Genomic DNA, 14,665 nt, shown 5'->3' with positions numbered 1-14,665 from the left:
GCGCCCGCCATCCGCTGCGTGCAGGCTTGGTCCTTATGACCGTGAGCAGCAGCCTCCCCGACGATGACCGTCCGCCACCCGCGCGCTTCGCGTTCGGCCGGCACACCTGGAAGGAGATCGCGCATCTCCTGGTGAACCTTCCGGCCTCCCTGGTCGGCTTCGTCTATGTGGTGGTGACGGTCTCCACGGGTGCGGGGCTCTCGGTGACGGTGATCGGGCTGCCGTGGCTGGTCTGCGGTCTCGCGGGGGCGCGGCTGCTCGGCCGGGCGGAGCGGGCGCGGGCGCGCGCGCTGCTCGGGGTACGGATCGACGAGCCGAGCCCGCTGCACGGCCCGGGGCGGCGCCCCGACGGGCTGCTCGGCCGGATATGGGCCGGGCTGAAGGACCCGGTGGCGTGGCGGACGGTGCTGTACGAGTTCATCCGGCTGCCCTGGGGTGTGCTGACGTTCGCCGTCACCCTGACCGGTCTCTTCGTGCTCTGGCCGGTGCTCCCCTATGTGGCGCGCGGGCTCACCAATGTCGACCGGGCGATGGTGCGGGGGCTGCTCTCGCCCTCCGACGAGCTGGAGCGGCGGATCGCGGAGCTGGAGTCGGACCGGGGGGTGGTGGTCGACACCGCCGCCGCCGATCTGCGCCGGATCGAACGCGATCTGCACGATGGCGCGCAGGCCCGGCTGGTGGCCCTGGCCATGGGGCTCGGCCTCGCCAAGGAGAAGCTGCTGGAGGACCCGGAGACGGCGGCGAGCATGGTGGACGAGGCGCACGGCGAGGTGAAGCTGGCGCTCCAGGAGCTGCGCGATCTGGCGCGCGGCATCCACCCGGCCGTCCTCACCGACCGCGGGCTGGACGCGGCGCTCTCCGCCATCGCCTCCCGCTGCACGGTCCCGGTGAAGGTGACCGTGGATCTGGACGAGCGGCCCGCCGAGGCGATCGAGGGCATCGCGTACTTCACGGTCTCCGAGCTGCTCCAGAACGTCAGCAAGCACAGCGCGGCACGCATGGCGTCGGTGGATGTGTGGCGGCGGGACGAGCGGTTGCTGATCCAGGTGCAGGACGACGGGCGCGGGGGCGCGCGGCTGGACGGCGGTACGGGCATGGCCGGGCTGTCCGAGCGGCTCGGCGCGGTCGACGGTCTGTTCGTCCTCGAATCCCCGGCCGGCGGGCCGACGATCGTCACGGCGGAGCTGCCGTGGCGGCGGCGCAAGAAGGGCTGACCGGCGTCCCCGCGCGCACGACCAGCGCCGGGCGGGGCGGCCACCCGCCGGGCAGGCACGACCACCGCCGGGCGGGCGCGGCCACCCGCCGGGCAGGCGCGGCCACACCTCGGGGGGTGGGGAAAACCCCAGGGTGAAGACGGAGACCGGCCTCATGGTGCGGGCCCTCCGGCCCCGGAAGCATGGACGACATGGAAGCACGCGCCCCGCTCTCCCCCAGCCCGCTCCCAGAACGGACCCCACCCATGGCCCTGGACTACGGATCGCAGCCGCGGCCCCACTTCCTTCCGTCGGCCCTGCGCGCCCCGTTCGAGGGGCGCACCTGGCGGGAGTTCGGCTATCTGCTGCTCAGCCTGCCGATCAGCGCCGTGCTGTTCGGCTACGCGATGGCGACCATCGCGCTCGGGGCAGGGCTGCTGGTCACCTTCCTCGGAGTGCCCGTACTCGCGGTGGGGCTGGCCGGCTGCCGCGGCTTCGGGATGCTGGAGCGGGCGCGGGCGCGGGGGCTGCTCGGGCTCGATGTGCCGGATCCGGCGCCGGCCCGCGGCGCGAAGAAGGGGCTGCTGTCCTGGGTCGGCGCGGTGCTGAAGAGCGGGGTGTCCTGGCGCCATCTGCTCTACGCGATCGTGCACTTCCCGTGGGCGCTGTTCGCGTTCGTGGTGTCCCTGTCGTTCTCGGCCGTGGGCTGGGCGCTGTTCTCGTACCCGCTGTGGCACGGGGTGTTCCCCAGCCATCTCGACCAGTCGGGTATCGCGATCTACAGCGACGGCACGGGGGACGGCTTCTTCCTGGACACCCCGTTCGAGATCGCCGCCACCGCCGTGGTGGGGCTGGTGCTGGTGCTCTTCTCCCCCTGGCTGATACGCGGCCTGGCGACCGTGGACCGGCTGCTGGTGAGGGGGCTGCTGGGCCCGTCCCGGCTGGCCACGCGGGTCTCGGAGCTGGAGTCGGACCGGGGGGTGGTGGTCGACACCGCCGCCGCCGATCTGCGCCGGATCGAACGCGATCTGCACGACGGAGCGCAGGCCCGGCTGGTGGCCCTGGCCATGGATCTGGGGCTGGCGAAGGAGAAGCTGGCGGAGGACCCGGAAGCGGCGGCGCGCATGGTCGGCGAGGCGCACGGCGAGGTGAAGACGGCGCTCCAGGAGCTGCGCGATCTGGCGCGCGGCATCCACCCGGCCGTCCTCACCGACCGCGGGCTGGACGCGGCGCTCTCCGCCATCGCCTCCCGCTGCACGGTCCCGGTGAAGGTGGAGGTCGATCTCCCGTACCGGCCGGCCGCCGCGATCGAGGGGATCGCCTACTTCACGGTCTCCGAACTGCTCCAGAACGTCAGCAAGCACGCTCGGGCGAGCCGGGCGGCGGTGGAGGTGTGGCGGACGCCGGACCGGCTGATGCTTCAGGTCACGGATGACGGCGAGGGCGGGGCGGACGCGACGGCGGGCAGCGGGCTGGCCGGGCTGACGGAGCGGCTGGACGCGGTGGACGGGATCCTGGTCGTCGACTCCCCGGCCGGCGGTCCGACGACGGTGACGGCGGAGCTGCCCTGGCGGGGCTGACGCCCAGGGAACGACGTCCTGCGAATGACGTCGTGGACTGACGACGTGAGTGACGACGTCGTGGTGAAGCCTCCCGGGTGCCCGCACCCGGGAGGCTTTCGCCGGGCGGCGGGCCATTTCCCGGCAGGTGGGCGCGGGGCGATCCGGATACTGGGATGCTGGAGGGCACAGACGGCGGATCTCACCTATGGGGGCTACAGCATCGTGGAGGACAGAGTGCGGGTCGTCATCGCCGAGGACTCAGTGCTGCTCCGGGAGGGCCTGACCCGGCTGCTGACCGACCGCGGGCACGATGTCGTCGCCGGTGTCGGTGACGGGGAAGCGCTCCTCAAGACCGTGGGCGATCTGGCGGACCAGGGCGCGCTGCCGGATGTGGTGGTCGCGGACGTACGGATGCCGCCGACCCACACCGACGAGGGGGTACGGGCGGCCGTGCGGCTGCGCCGGGACCACCCGGGGATCGGGGTGCTGGTGCTCTCGCAGTACGTCGAGGAGCAGTACGCCACCGAGCTGCTGGCCGGCAGCAGCCGGGGCGTGGGATATCTGCTCAAGGACCGGGTGGCCGAGGTCAGGGAGTTCGTGGACGCCGTCGTACGGGTGGCCAGGGGCGGGACCGCGCTGGACCCCGAGGTGGTCGCCCAGCTGCTGGGCCGGAGCCGTAAGCAGGACGTGCTGGCGGGGCTGACGCCCCGCGAGCGTGAGGTCCTGGGGCTGATGGCCGAGGGGCGGACGAACTCGGCGGTCGCCAGGCAGCTGGTCGTGAGCGACGGCGCGGTCGAGAAGCACGTCAGCAATATCTTTCTGAAGCTTGGGCTTTCCCCTAGTGATGGGGATCACCGCCGGGTGCTGGCCGTGCTGACCTATCTAAGGTCCTGACCAGGGGTACACCCTCGCTGTCGCCCCGTCAGCCGCACGGGCGGGGTGCGGGGTGGGACGAAAGCCCTAGAACCAAAGGACGAGAGCACAACGGCCTTCACGGATCCCGACGGGGGTGGGCAAAGCATGACAAAACGCCACACGAGGGCGTCTCAAACCGGCGTCCACCATTCGACCGGTCAAGGGAAGGCGACCCTTACCGACGTAGGGTGGCCATCGGGACTGCCGGGCGGCCGGCCGGTCCCGAGCAGCCGCCCGAGGGAGGTCCAGTTCAGTGACCAGCCAGGTCAGTAGCCCAGCCGAGCAGGCCGATGGGGCCGACGACGCGAGTGAGAGCGCTCGCACCGTCGGTGACCAGCGCGCGCCCGCGTCCGGACAGGAGGGCGCGGGCGAGAAGGAAGTCCGTCGTCTGGACCGGGTCATCATCCGTTTCGCGGGTGACTCGGGTGACGGGATGCAGCTGACGGGTGACCGGTTCACCTCGGAGACGGCGTCGTTCGGGAACGACCTGTCGACGCTGCCGAACTTCCCCGCCGAGATCCGGGCTCCCGCCGGAACGCTGCCGGGCGTGTCCTCGTTCCAGCTGCACTTCGCCGACCACGACATCCTCACCCCCGGCGACGCACCCAATGTCCTCGTGGCCATGAACCCGGCCGCGCTGAAGGCGAACATCGGCGATGTGCCGCGTGGCGCGGAAATCATCGTGAACACCGATGAGTTCACCAAGCGCCCGATGGCCAAGGTCGGTTATCTGACCTCGCCGCTGGAGGACGGTTCGCTCGACGGCTACCAGGTGCACCCGGTGCCGCTGACGACGCTGACGATCGAGGCGCTCAAGGAGTTCGGTCTCTCCCGCAAGGAGGCCGAGCGCTCCAAGAACATGTTCGCGCTCGGGCTGCTCTCCTGGATGTACCACCGGCCGACGGAGGGCACCGAGAAGTTCCTGCGGGCCAAGTTCGCCAAGAAGCCGCAGATCGCGGAGGCCAATGTCGCCGCGTTCCGGGCCGGCTGGAACTTCGGGGAGACCACCGAGGACTTCGCGGTCTCCTACGAGGTCGCCCCGGCCGGTACCGCGTTCCCGGCCGGCACGTACCGCAATATCTCCGGGAACCTGGCGCTGTCGTACGGTCTGATCGCCGCGGGCCACCAGGCGGACCTGCCGCTCTACCTCGGCTCGTACCCGATCACCCCGGCCTCGGACATCCTGCACGAGCTGTCCCGGCACAAGAACTTCGGCGTACGGACCTTCCAGGCCGAGGACGAGATCGCGGCCATCGGCGCGGCGCTGGGCGCGGCCTTCGGCGGGTCCCTCGCCGTCACCACCACCTCGGGCCCGGGTGTGGCGCTCAAGTCGGAGACCATCGGCCTGGCGGTCTCGCTGGAGCTGCCGCTGCTGGTCGTCGCCATCCAGCGCGGCGGTCCCTCCACCGGACTGCCGACCAAGACCGAGCAGGCCGATCTGCTCCAGGCGATGTACGGGCGCAACGGCGAGGCCCCCGTGCCGGTGGTCGCGCCGCGGACCCCGGCGGACTGCTTCGACGCCGCCCTGGAGGCCGCGCGGATCGCGCTGACCTACCGCACCCCGGTCTTCCTGCTCTCCGACGGCTATCTCGCCAATGGCTCCGAGCCCTGGCGGATCCCGGAGACGGACGAACTGCCCGATCTGCGGGTGCGGTTCGCGACCGGACCGAACCACGAACTGGCCGACGGCACCGAGGTGTTCTGGCCGTACAAGCGCGACCCGCAGACCCTGGCCCGCCCGTGGGCGGTGCCCGGCACACCGGGTCTGGAGCACCGTATCGGCGGCATCGAGAAGCAGGACGGCACGGGCAATATCTCGTACGACCCGGCCAACCACGACTTCATGGTGCGCACCCGCCAGGCCAAGATCGACGGAATCCAGGTCCCCGATCTGACCGTCGACGACCCGGACGGCGCCCGCACGCTGGTCCTGGGCTGGGGCTCCACGTACGGGCCGATCACCGCCGCGGTCCGCCGGCTGCGCAAGGCCGGTACGCCCATCGCCCAGGCGCATCTGCGTCATATCAACCCCTTCCCGCGCAACCTCGGGGAGATCCTTGGCCGCTATGACAAGGTCGTCGTGCCGGAGATGAACCTCGGCCAGCTCGCCACGCTGCTGCGGGCGAGGTATCTCGTCGACGCCCACTCGTACAACCAGGTCAACGGCATGCCGTTCAAGGCCGAGCAGCTGGCCACGGCCCTCAAGGAGGCCATCGATGTCTGATGCGAACGAGTTGCTGACGCTGGTGCCCAAGGCCGAGGCCAAGCAGTCCATGAAGGACTTCAAGTCGGACCAGGAGGTCCGCTGGTGCCCCGGCTGCGGTGACTACGCGGTGCTGGCCGCGGTCCAGGGCTTCATGCCCGAGCTGGGCCTCGCCAAGGAGAACATCGTCTTCGTCTCCGGCATCGGCTGCTCCTCGCGCTTCCCGTACTACATGAACACGTACGGGATGCACTCCATCCACGGCCGCGCCCCCGCCATCGCCACCGGGCTGGCGACCTCACGCCGCGATCTGTCGGTCTGGGTGGTCACCGGCGACGGCGACGCGCTCTCCATCGGCGGCAACCATCTGATCCACGCGCTGCGGCGGAACGTCAACCTCAAGATCCTGCTGTTCAACAACCGGATCTACGGGCTGACCAAGGGCCAGTACTCCCCCACCTCCGAGCTCGGGAAGATCACCAAGTCGACCCCGATGGGTTCGCTGGACGCGCCCTTCAACCCGGTGTCGCTGGCGATCGGCGCGGAGGCGTCGTTCGTGGCCCGTACGGTCGACTCCGACCGCAAGCACCTCACCGAAGTGCTGCGCCAGGCCGCCGACCACCCCGGCACCGCGCTGGTGGAGATCTACCAGAACTGCAATATCTTCAACGACGGCGCCTTCGAGGTCCTCAAGGACAAGGAGAAGGCCGAGGAAGCCGTGATCCGGCTGGAGCACGGGCAGCCGATCCGCTTCGGTGTGGAGGGCGGGAAGGGCGTGGTCCGCGACCCGGCCACCGGCGACCTGGAGGTCGTGGCCGTCACGCCCGAGAACGAGTCGCGGATCCTCGTCCACGACGCGCACGCGACCAGCCCCACCACCGCGTTCGCACTGTCGCGGCTCGCGGACCCGGACACGCTGCACCACACCCCCATCGGGGTGCTGCGCAGCGTCGAGCGGCCCGTCTACGACACGCTGATGTCCGACCAGCTGGACGCGGCCGTCGAGCGGCAGGGCAAGGGCGATCTGGCCGCGATGCTGGCCGGCGGGGACACCTGGACCGTCGTCGGCTGAGTTCCGGACCGTTCTGGTTCGTCTCCGGGGCCCGGATCTCTTATGAGGTCCGGGCCCCGTCGTGTGCGAAGGCACGGGCCTCGTCGTATGCCTGGCGGGCCGTGAACACCTCGTCCAGCCGCCGTTCCGCCCAGCGCGCCAGCCCCCACACCTGCTCGGCGGCCTCCCGCCCCAGCTCGGTCAGGCTGTAGTCCACCCGCGGCGGGATCACGGGCTTGGCGTCGCGGTGGACGAAGCCGTCACGTTCCAGGGTCTGGAGTGTCTGGGCGAGCATCTTCTCGCTGACCCCGCCGACCTCGCGCCGCAGTTCGCTGAAGCGGTAGGAGCGCTCCAGCAGGGCGGCGAGAACCAGCACGCCCCAGCGGCTGGTGACGTGCTCAAGGACCAGCCGGGAGGGGCACCTGGGCTGGTTGACGTCCGGCCTCTCCGTCTTCCTCGGCTCTTCCGGCTTTTCCCGCTTCTTGCTTACGGCCATGCCAGTACCTTACTTCAAGGTGAGTACTTTCGCTTAGTTAGTGCACCCCATAGGGTGAGTACCAGAGAGCACCGATCCGCGCATATCCACCTGAACTGGAGCCCCCCATGAGCATCGTTGTCACCGGAGCCACCGGACACCTCGGCCGGCTGGTCGTCGAGTCCCTGCTCGCCGACGGCGTCCCGGCCGACGGGATCGCCGTCGTCGTACGGAACGCGGAGAAGGCCGCCGGGCTGGTGGCGCGCGGTGTCGAGCCGCGGGTCGCCGACTACAGCCGCCCCGAGACGCTGACGGACGCGTTCCGGGCCGGGGACCGCGTACTGCTGATCTCCGGCAGCGAGGTCGGCCGGCGGGTGGCACAGCACAGCGCCGTCATCGACGCCGCGCGGGCGGCCGGCGTGGCCCAGCTCGCGTACACCGGCGTACTGGGCGGGCCCGACGCCGACTTCGAGCTGGCCGCCGAGCACAAGTCGACCGAGCAGCTGATCCTCGACTCCGGACTGCCGTACACGTTCCTGCGCAACGGCTGGTACACCGAGAACTACACCGGCAATCTCGCCCCCGTACTGGAGCACGACGCCGTCGTCGCCGCCGCGGGCGCGGGCCGGGTCGCCTCCGCCACCCGCGCGGACTACGCCGCCGCGGCGGCGGCCGTACTGACCGGTGAGGGGCATCTGAACACGGTGTACGAGCTGAGCGGCGACACGGCGTGGTCGCTGGCCGAGTACGCGGCGGAGCTGTCGCGGCAGACGGGCAGGACCATCGCGTACAACAACGTGCCGGCCGAGACGCTTCTCGGGATCCTCACCGGCGCGGGGGTGCCCGAGCCGATGGCCGCGATCCTGGTGGACGTGGACCACGCGATCGAGCGCGGGCTGCTGGCCGGTACGCCGGGCGATCTGGCCCGGCTGGCCGGGCGCCCCACCACCCCGCTCGCCGACACGATCGCCGAGGCGCTCAAGGGCTGACACGCATCCCCCTACGCGTCATGACCGTATGACGATACGGACATGACATCGCGGCCCGCGCGGCGCTACCTTCATGGGGGCGCCGTGCCGGGACGGCGCGCGTGCGCGGCGGGAGGGCCAGTGAAGGCGGACGGCGACCAGCGGGCGGGACTGCTGGACCAGCGGGCAGGGCTGCTGTACGGGATCGGTGCCTACGGGATGTGGGGGCTGGTCCCGCTCTACTGGCCCCTGCTCGAACCGGCCGGGGCGATGGAGATCCTGGCCCACCGGATGGTCTGGTCGCTGGCGTTCGTCGCCATCGGGCTGCTGCTGCTGCGCCGTTGGAGCTGGATACCGGAGCTGATACGGGAGCCCCGCAAGCTGGGGCTCATCGCGGTGGCCGCCCTCACGATCTCCCTCAACTGGGGTTTCTACATCTGGGCGGTCAACACCGGCCATGTCGTCGAGGCGTCGCTCGGCTACTTCATCAATCCGCTGGTGACGATCGCCATGGGTGTGCTGCTGCTCAAGGAGCGGCTGCGGCCCGCCCAGTGGACGGCGGTCTTCATCGCCCTGGCCGCCGTGCTCGTGCTCGCCATCGGATACGGGCAGCCGCCCTGGATCTCGCTCGTACTGGCCTTCTCGTTCGCGACCTACGGCCTGGTCAAGAAGAAGATCAACATCGGCGGGCTGGAGTCTCTGGCCGCCGAGACCGCGGTCCTGTTCCTGCCCGCGCTCGGCTATCTGGTGTGGCTGGGCGCGTCCGGCTCGGCCACCTTCGGCTCGGAAGGTACGGGCCAGATGGCCCTGCTCGCCGCGACGGGCGTGGTCACCGCGCTGCCGCTGATCTGCTTCGGCGCGGCGGCGATCCGGGTGCCGCTGTCGACGCTGGGCCTGCTCCAGTATCTGGCCCCGGTCTTCCAGTTCGTGCTGGGGATCACGTACTTCCACGAGGCGATGCCGCCGGAGCGGTGGGCGGGCTTCTCGCTGGTCTGGCTGGCCCTCGCGATCCTGACGTGGGACGCGCTGCGGAACGCGCGCCGCACGCGGTCGGAGGCGCTGCGCCTGACGGCGGAGGCGAAGGCGGGGGCGGAGGCGGAGGCGGCGGCGACAGGTACGACCCCGGCCTCACCACAGGCGCGCGCCGCCGCCGTGGACCCGTCACAGTGACGACCGCGCCCAGGGCCACCGGACCGGCGCCTCGGGGGCGTGCAATATAACGGTCACATGAGTCTTCCCGCGAAGCCCCTGCACTGGAAAGTCGTCATCGACGCGGCCGATCCGCACGCCCAAGCCGGCTTCTGGGCCGCGGCCCTGGGCTATCTCGTCGAGGACAACAGCGTCCTCATCGGGAAGCTGCTGAGCCTCGGCCATGTGACGGACGCGGATGTCGTGGCAGCGCATGGCCGCCCGGCCTGGCGGAATCTGGCCGCCGTCCGCCATCCGGACGAGCCGTACCAGGAGGAGAGCGGTACGGGACTGGGCCGCCGGATCCTGTTCCAGCGCGTCCCGGAGGCCAAGACCGGCAAGAACCGGATCCATCTCGACCTGCACCCCGGCCCCGAGCGGCGGGAGGCCGAGGTCGGCCGTCTGGAGGGGCTGGGCGCGACGGTGATCCGCCGGGTGAACGAGCCCGGCGGACAGTGGGTCCTGATGGCGGATCCCGAACTGAACGAGTTCTGCGTGGCCTAGACGAGGTCTTACCCGCCTGGGTCCTGTCCGGCCGGGCCGGACAGGACCCAGTGACCGCACCGTGGGTCAGGAGAGCCAGTCGGCGTAGTGGGTGGGGGCGAGCCGGGCGTTCTTGTCGGTGAGGACGTCGCCCTTGACGGCGGCGAACATGCCGGCGGTGGGGTCCGTGACGACCGTACGGTGGTCGCCCGTGCGGGACAGGGTGATCCGGCCCAGCTCGTCCAGGCCGAAGATCTCGGGGCCGGCGATGTTGCGGATGCCGTTCAGCGGGGCACCGGCGGCGACCTCCGCCACCGCGTTCGCCACGTCCTTGGCGGCGATCGGCTGGATCGGCGTGGCGGGCAGCCGGACGGTGTCGCCGTCGGAGGTCCAGGACATGGTGGCGTCCATGAACTCCATGAACTGCGTCGCCCGGACGATCGAGTAGGGGATCGCCCCGGCCGCGAGGATGTTCTCCTGGAGCACCTTGGCCCGGTAGTAGTCCAGCTCCGGCACCTGTTCCGCGCCGACGATCGAGAGGATGACGAAGTGGCCGGCGCCGCCCTTCCGGGCCGCGGCCAGCAGGTTGTCCATCGAGGTCTGGAAGAAGGCCGGGGAGGCTTCGTCGAAGGTCGGGGAGTTCGTCAGGTTGACGACGACGTCCGCTCCCGCCACCGCCTCGTCCAGTCCCTGGCCGCTGATGACATCGGCTCCGGTGGACTTCGAGTGGGGGACCGCCTCGTGCCCGGCGGCGTTCAGATTCTTGACGACCTGCGACCCGATCAGCCCGGTACCGCCGATGACTGCGAACTTCATGCCATGCCTTTCGTCGGGAGTATGTCCGCAATATGGCATATGCAGCAAAAGAACCCGGTCAATACCGCCATCACGGGAAACCGGGGATGTCCGGTCAGCGAACAGCACTGACCGGTTTCCGCTCTTGACGGCGAGTCAAGCTCTCCCCGAACATTCAGCACGCACCGCGCACAGCACGCACCAACAGCTTCCGCACCAGCACAGCTCCAACGCCCCACTCCACCGTCGCCGTGGGGCGTCTCGCACGTTCCGTCCTGTCCCCGTACGGAATCCGGAGCCCCCACATGAGACTCTCCGTTCCCGGAGCGCACCGAATACCCACCCGCGGCGCCACGGCCACGGTCGCCGGACTCGCGGTCGCCGGGCTGCTCGCCGCCGCCGCGCCCGCCATGTCAGCGGCACCGGCCGCGCCTCCGGTCTCCACCAGACCGGCGCAGTCCGCGTCCGCCGCGCTCGCGGCCCCCGACATACCGCTCGCCAATGTCAAGGCACATCTCACCCAGTTCTCGTCCATCGCCGCCGCCAACGGCGGCAACCGCGCCCATGGCCGCGCCGGTTATCTGGCCTCCCTCAACTACGTCAAGGGCAAGCTGGACGCGGCCGGATTCACCACCTCCGTACAGCAGTTCACCTCCAGCGGAGCCACCGGCTACAACCTGATAGCCGACTGGCCGGGCGGCGACCCGAACCAGGTCGTGATGTCCGGTTCGCATCTCGACTCGGTCACCTCGGGCGCCGGGATCAACGACAACGGATCGGGCTCCGCCGCCGTCCTGGAGACCGCGCTCGCCGTCTCCCGGGCGCAGCTCCAGCCGGCGAAGCATCTGCGGTTCGCCTGGTGGGGCGCGGAGGAGCTGGGTCTGGTCGGTTCGCGGTACTACGTGAACAATCTGCCGGCCGCCGAGCGCGCGAAGATCAGCGGCTATCTGAACTTCGACATGATCGGCAGCCCGAACGCCGGTTACTTCGTCTACGACGACGACCCGACGATCGAGCAGACCTTCAAGGACTACTACGCGGGTCTCGGCGTCGCGACGGAGATCGAGACCGAGGGCGACGGCCGCTCGGACCACGCCCCGTTCAAGAACGTGGGCATCCCCGTCGGCGGGCTCTTCAGCGGCGCCGACTACATCAAGTCCGCCGCCCAGGCGCAGAAGTGGGGCGGCACCTCGGGGCAGGCCTTCGACCGCTGCTACCACTCCTCCTGCGACACCACGGCGAACATCAACGACACGGCGCTCGACCGCAACAGCGATGCCGTCGCCCACGCGGTGTGGACGCTGTCCGCGAACTCCTCCGGCCCGTCGGGCGAGGTCTTCGAGGCCGTCGACGATGTCACCATCCCGGACAACGGACCCGCCATCACCTCGGCGCTGACCGTCTCCGGCCGTACGGGCAACGCCCCCGCCGCGCTCAAGGTGGGCGTGGACATCAAGCACACCTGGCGGGGGGACGTGGTCATCGACCTGATCGGCCCGAGCGGGGCGGTCTACCCGCTGAAGAGTTCCAGCGGCAGTGACTCGGCGGACAACGTGATCGCCACGTACACGGTGAACGCGTCGAGCGAGACCGCGAACGGCGTCTGGAAACTCCGGGTCCAGGACGTGGCGGCCCAGGACACCGGCTATATCGACAGCTGGCGCCTCACCTTCTGAACCACCCGGGACCGCCCGAGGCACCTCCCATGACCGCGACTGCCCGCGTGCTGCAAACGGTGCGCACGCGGGCAGCCGCACGTACGTGTCAAAGAGACGCAGGACGCAAGCGGTCTGTCGCGGCTCAGGCGTTGATGTCCTTCGCCGTGAAACGCGCCCAGGCCGCCGAGCCGAACACCGCCGCGTACAGCGCCTGGAGCCCCAGGTTCCTGCCGATGTCGTCCCAGTAGAACGGCTCCCGCAGCAGATCCGCGAAGGACAGCCAGTAGTGCGAGAAGAGATACGGCTGTATCGCCTGCAACTGCGGGATCGTGTCCAGGATCTGCACCGTGATCAGCAGCCCGACGGTCGCCGCCATCGCCGCGATCCCGCTGTTGGTCAGGGTGGAGATGAACAGCCCGACCGCCGCCAGCCCCACGAGCGAGGCGGCGACGACCACCGCGATCAGCAGGGCCCGCAGCAGCCCGTCACCGAAGGAGACGCGGGTGCCCGAGATCGTGGTGACCTCACCGAGCGGGAAGAGCAGCGCGCCGACGGCGAGCGCCGAGACCGCCACGACGAGCGTCGCGACCAGGCAGAAGGCCAGCGTGGACGCGTACTTGGCGAGCAGCAGCCGCGTACGCCCGGCCGGGGCCACCAGCAGATAGCGCAGCGTCCCGCCGTTGGCCTCGCCCGCGATCGCGTCGCCCGCGATGACCCCGACCGCCATGGGCAGGAAGACGGGCAGCGTGGCGGCGAGCGCGGCGAAGACCAGGAACAGTCCGTTGTTGGTGATCTGCGTCACGAACGCGGGTCCGTGCGCCCCGCCGCCCCCGCCCGTTCCCCCGCCGTCGCCCGTCTCGATCTTGACGGCGATCCCGATGAGGACGGGTACGGCGGCGAGCACACCGAGCAGCGCGAGCGTCCGCCAGCGCCGGAAGGTGGTGGTCACCTCGGAGCGCAGCAGCCCGAGCGTCCACCACAGCCTTCGCTCCCGGTCCGGCATGAGGGACCCGACGGACCCGACAGACCCCACAGCGCCCACAGCCCCCACGGGTCCCGCCGCCGTCGCCTCCGCCTCGGCCTCCGCCTCGGCCCCCGCCTCAGCCCGCGACATCGAAGCCCTCCCCCGTCAGCGCGACAAAGGCGTCCTCCAGCGACGCGCGCTCCTGGCCGAACGCCCGGACACGCACCCCCGCCCGTACGAGCGCCGCGTTGAGGTCGGCGGGGTCCACCGGCTCCGCCCCGCCCGTGGGCAGTTCCCCGCTCACCCGGTCCTCCGCCACGACCACGTCGGTGACCCCCAGCTCCTTCAGCACCCGGGCCGCCTCGCCCGGGTCGGGTGTGGTGACGGCCAGCCGGCCCCGGGTCCCGGCCGCCAGCTCGGCGACCGGACCCTGCGTGATCAGGCGTCCCTGGGCCATCACGGCGGCGTGCGTGCACACCTGCTCGATCTCGTCGAGGAGGTGCGAGGAGAGGAAGACGGTCGTGCCGTCCGCCGCCAGCTCCCGTATCAGGGTCCTGATCTCCCGCATGCCCTGCGGGTCCAGACCGTTCGTGGGCTCGTCGAGCACCAGCAGCCTGCGCGGTCGCAGCAGCGCGGACGCGAGCCCGAGCCGCTGCTTCATCCCAAGGGAGTACGCCTTGGCCTTCTTGCCCGCCGCGGCGGTCAGCCCGACCCGGTCCAGGGCCTCGGTCACCCGGGCGCGGCGGGTACGGGGATCGGCCGTCGGGTCGGCGGAGTCGTACCGTACGAGGTTCTCCCGGCCCGACAGGTACCCGTACAGCGCCGGTCCCTCGATCAGGGCGCCGACCTGGGGAAGCACGGCTCGGGCCGCGCGGGGCATGGGCCGGCCGAGGAGCGAGGCGGAGCCCGCGGTCGGCTCGATCAGCCCCATCAGCATCCGGATCGTGGTCGTCTTGCCCGACCCGTTGGGTCCGAGGAAGCCGAAGACGCTGCCGGCGGGGACGGAGAGGTCGAGCCGGTCCACGGCGAGCTGCCCGCCGCGGTACCGCTTGGTGAGTCCACGCGTCTCGATCACATCGCGCACGTCGCTCTCATCCGGCGCATCACGAACATCACGCACGTCACGCACATCGCGCACGGCTGTCATCCCGCTCCCCCGCTCTCGTCTTCCCGTCAGCGGTCGCACATCGGCAGTACGAGAACGGACCGG

13 protein-coding genes are annotated in these 14,665 nt (G+C 70.7%); 9 read left to right on the top strand and 4 right to left on the bottom strand.

Features of this window, described 5'->3' with window-relative positions; translation table 11 throughout:
- The first annotated feature begins 35 nt into the window (after positions 1-35).
- The 5 genes from ACFRKB_RS07495 (at position 36) to ACFRKB_RS07475 (ending at position 6,945) form a co-directional block, all read left to right on the top strand.
- On the top strand, positions 36-1,214 hold the full coding sequence (locus tag ACFRKB_RS07495) for a sensor histidine kinase (RefSeq protein WP_383104120.1): 1,179 nt from the start codon (positions 36-38) through the stop codon (positions 1,212-1,214).
- Between the two features lie 245 nt (positions 1,215-1,459).
- Positions 1,460-2,773, top strand: a complete 1,314-nt coding sequence (locus ACFRKB_RS07490) for a sensor histidine kinase (protein ID WP_383104118.1) — start codon at positions 1,460-1,462, stop codon at positions 2,771-2,773.
- Positions 2,774-2,989: 216 nt separating this feature from the next.
- Positions 2,990-3,649, top strand: coding sequence for a response regulator (locus ACFRKB_RS07485; protein WP_383104490.1), 660 nt, complete (start codon positions 2,990-2,992; stop codon positions 3,647-3,649).
- A 274-nt stretch (positions 3,650-3,923) separates the two neighbouring features.
- Entirely contained in the window at positions 3,924-5,894 is a 1,971-nt protein-coding gene (locus ACFRKB_RS07480; RefSeq protein WP_383104117.1) for a 2-oxoacid:acceptor oxidoreductase subunit alpha, read from the top strand.
- Positions 5,887-6,945 (top strand): 2-oxoacid:ferredoxin oxidoreductase subunit beta, encoded by a 1,059-nt coding sequence (locus tag ACFRKB_RS07475; RefSeq protein WP_365972416.1) that lies wholly within the window; start codon positions 5,887-5,889, stop codon positions 6,943-6,945. Before ACFRKB_RS07480 ends, ACFRKB_RS07475 begins: the two co-directional genes overlap by 8 nt.
- Before the next feature lie 40 nt (positions 6,946-6,985).
- Here the strand turns inward: ACFRKB_RS07475 and ACFRKB_RS07470 are convergent, their stop codons facing one another.
- The gene (locus tag ACFRKB_RS07470) at positions 6,986-7,420 is read right to left on the bottom strand and encodes a winged helix-turn-helix transcriptional regulator (protein ID WP_383104115.1); all 435 of its coding nucleotides are present in this window, start codon (positions 7,418-7,420) and stop codon (positions 6,986-6,988) included.
- 107 nt (positions 7,421-7,527) lie between these two features.
- On the opposite strand from ACFRKB_RS07470, the gene ACFRKB_RS07465 reads away from it, so the two are divergent.
- From ACFRKB_RS07465 to ACFRKB_RS07455, 3 genes are all read left to right on the top strand, one after another.
- On the top strand, positions 7,528-8,388 hold the full coding sequence (locus ACFRKB_RS07465) for an SDR family oxidoreductase (protein WP_383104113.1): 861 nt from the start codon (positions 7,528-7,530) through the stop codon (positions 8,386-8,388).
- A gap of 198 nt (positions 8,389-8,586) precedes the next feature.
- Positions 8,587-9,537 (top strand): EamA family transporter RarD, encoded by a 951-nt coding sequence (rarD, locus tag ACFRKB_RS07460; protein WP_383104488.1) that lies wholly within the window; start codon positions 8,587-8,589, stop codon positions 9,535-9,537.
- A gap of 57 nt (positions 9,538-9,594) precedes the next feature.
- The gene (locus tag ACFRKB_RS07455; protein WP_383104111.1) at positions 9,595-10,059 is read left to right on the top strand and encodes a VOC family protein; all 465 of its coding nucleotides are present in this window, start codon (positions 9,595-9,597) and stop codon (positions 10,057-10,059) included.
- 66 nt (positions 10,060-10,125) lie between these two features.
- Here ACFRKB_RS07455 and ACFRKB_RS07450 read toward each other — a convergent pair whose 3' ends face one another.
- A complete protein-coding gene (locus tag ACFRKB_RS07450) occupies positions 10,126-10,854 on the bottom strand; it encodes an SDR family oxidoreductase (RefSeq protein ID WP_383104110.1) in 729 nt (242 codons plus the stop codon).
- A gap of 284 nt (positions 10,855-11,138) precedes the next feature.
- Here ACFRKB_RS07450 and ACFRKB_RS07445 point away from each other — a divergent pair, with 284 nt between their 5' ends.
- Positions 11,139-12,509, top strand: coding sequence for a M28 family metallopeptidase (locus ACFRKB_RS07445; protein ID WP_383104108.1), 1,371 nt, complete (start codon positions 11,139-11,141; stop codon positions 12,507-12,509).
- Between the two features lie 124 nt (positions 12,510-12,633).
- On the opposite strand, the gene ACFRKB_RS07440 is transcribed toward ACFRKB_RS07445, so the two are convergent.
- Positions 12,634-13,494 (bottom strand): ABC transporter permease, encoded by an 861-nt coding sequence (locus ACFRKB_RS07440; RefSeq protein ID WP_383104486.1) that lies wholly within the window; start codon positions 13,492-13,494, stop codon positions 12,634-12,636.
- A 97-nt stretch (positions 13,495-13,591) separates the two neighbouring features.
- On the bottom strand, positions 13,592-14,539 hold the full coding sequence (locus tag ACFRKB_RS07435) for an ABC transporter ATP-binding protein (RefSeq protein WP_383104107.1): 948 nt from the start codon (positions 14,537-14,539) through the stop codon (positions 13,592-13,594).
- Between the last annotated feature and the right edge of the window lie 126 nt (positions 14,540-14,665).

The organism is Streptomyces scopuliridis (assembly GCF_042790125.1).
In the GTDB taxonomy this organism is placed as follows: domain Bacteria; phylum Actinomycetota; class Actinomycetes; order Streptomycetales; family Streptomycetaceae; genus Streptomyces; species Streptomyces scopuliridis_A.
The sequence above is the reverse complement of the archived record's forward strand: the minus strand, read 5'-3'. Positions and strand labels throughout refer to the sequence as shown.

What these genes read in the sequence shown, in the direction of transcription:
- ACFRKB_RS07495 (WP_383104120.1), top strand. Translation starts at nt 36, where the DNA reads ATGACCGTGAGCAGCAGCCTCCCCGACGATGACCGTCCGCCACCCGCG.
- ACFRKB_RS07490 (WP_383104118.1), top strand. Translation starts at nt 1,460, where the DNA reads ATGGCCCTGGACTACGGATCGCAGCCGCGGCCCCACTTCCTTCCGTCG.
- ACFRKB_RS07450 (WP_383104110.1), bottom strand. Translation starts at nt 10,854, where the DNA reads ATGAAGTTCGCAGTCATCGGCGGTACCGGGCTGATCGGGTCGCAGGTC.
- ACFRKB_RS07465 (WP_383104113.1), top strand. Translation starts at nt 7,528, where the DNA reads ATGAGCATCGTTGTCACCGGAGCCACCGGACACCTCGGCCGGCTGGTC.
- ACFRKB_RS07445 (WP_383104108.1), top strand. Translation starts at nt 11,139, where the DNA reads ATGAGACTCTCCGTTCCCGGAGCGCACCGAATACCCACCCGCGGCGCC.
- ACFRKB_RS07470 (WP_383104115.1), bottom strand. Translation starts at nt 7,420, where the DNA reads ATGGCCGTAAGCAAGAAGCGGGAAAAGCCGGAAGAGCCGAGGAAGACG.
- ACFRKB_RS07475 (WP_365972416.1), top strand. Translation starts at nt 5,887, where the DNA reads ATGTCTGATGCGAACGAGTTGCTGACGCTGGTGCCCAAGGCCGAGGCC.
- ACFRKB_RS07455 (WP_383104111.1), top strand. Translation starts at nt 9,595, where the DNA reads ATGAGTCTTCCCGCGAAGCCCCTGCACTGGAAAGTCGTCATCGACGCG.
- ACFRKB_RS07440 (WP_383104486.1), bottom strand. Translation starts at nt 13,494, where the DNA reads ATGCCGGACCGGGAGCGAAGGCTGTGGTGGACGCTCGGGCTGCTGCGC.
- rarD (WP_383104488.1), top strand. Translation starts at nt 8,587, where the DNA reads ATGTGGGGGCTGGTCCCGCTCTACTGGCCCCTGCTCGAACCGGCCGGG.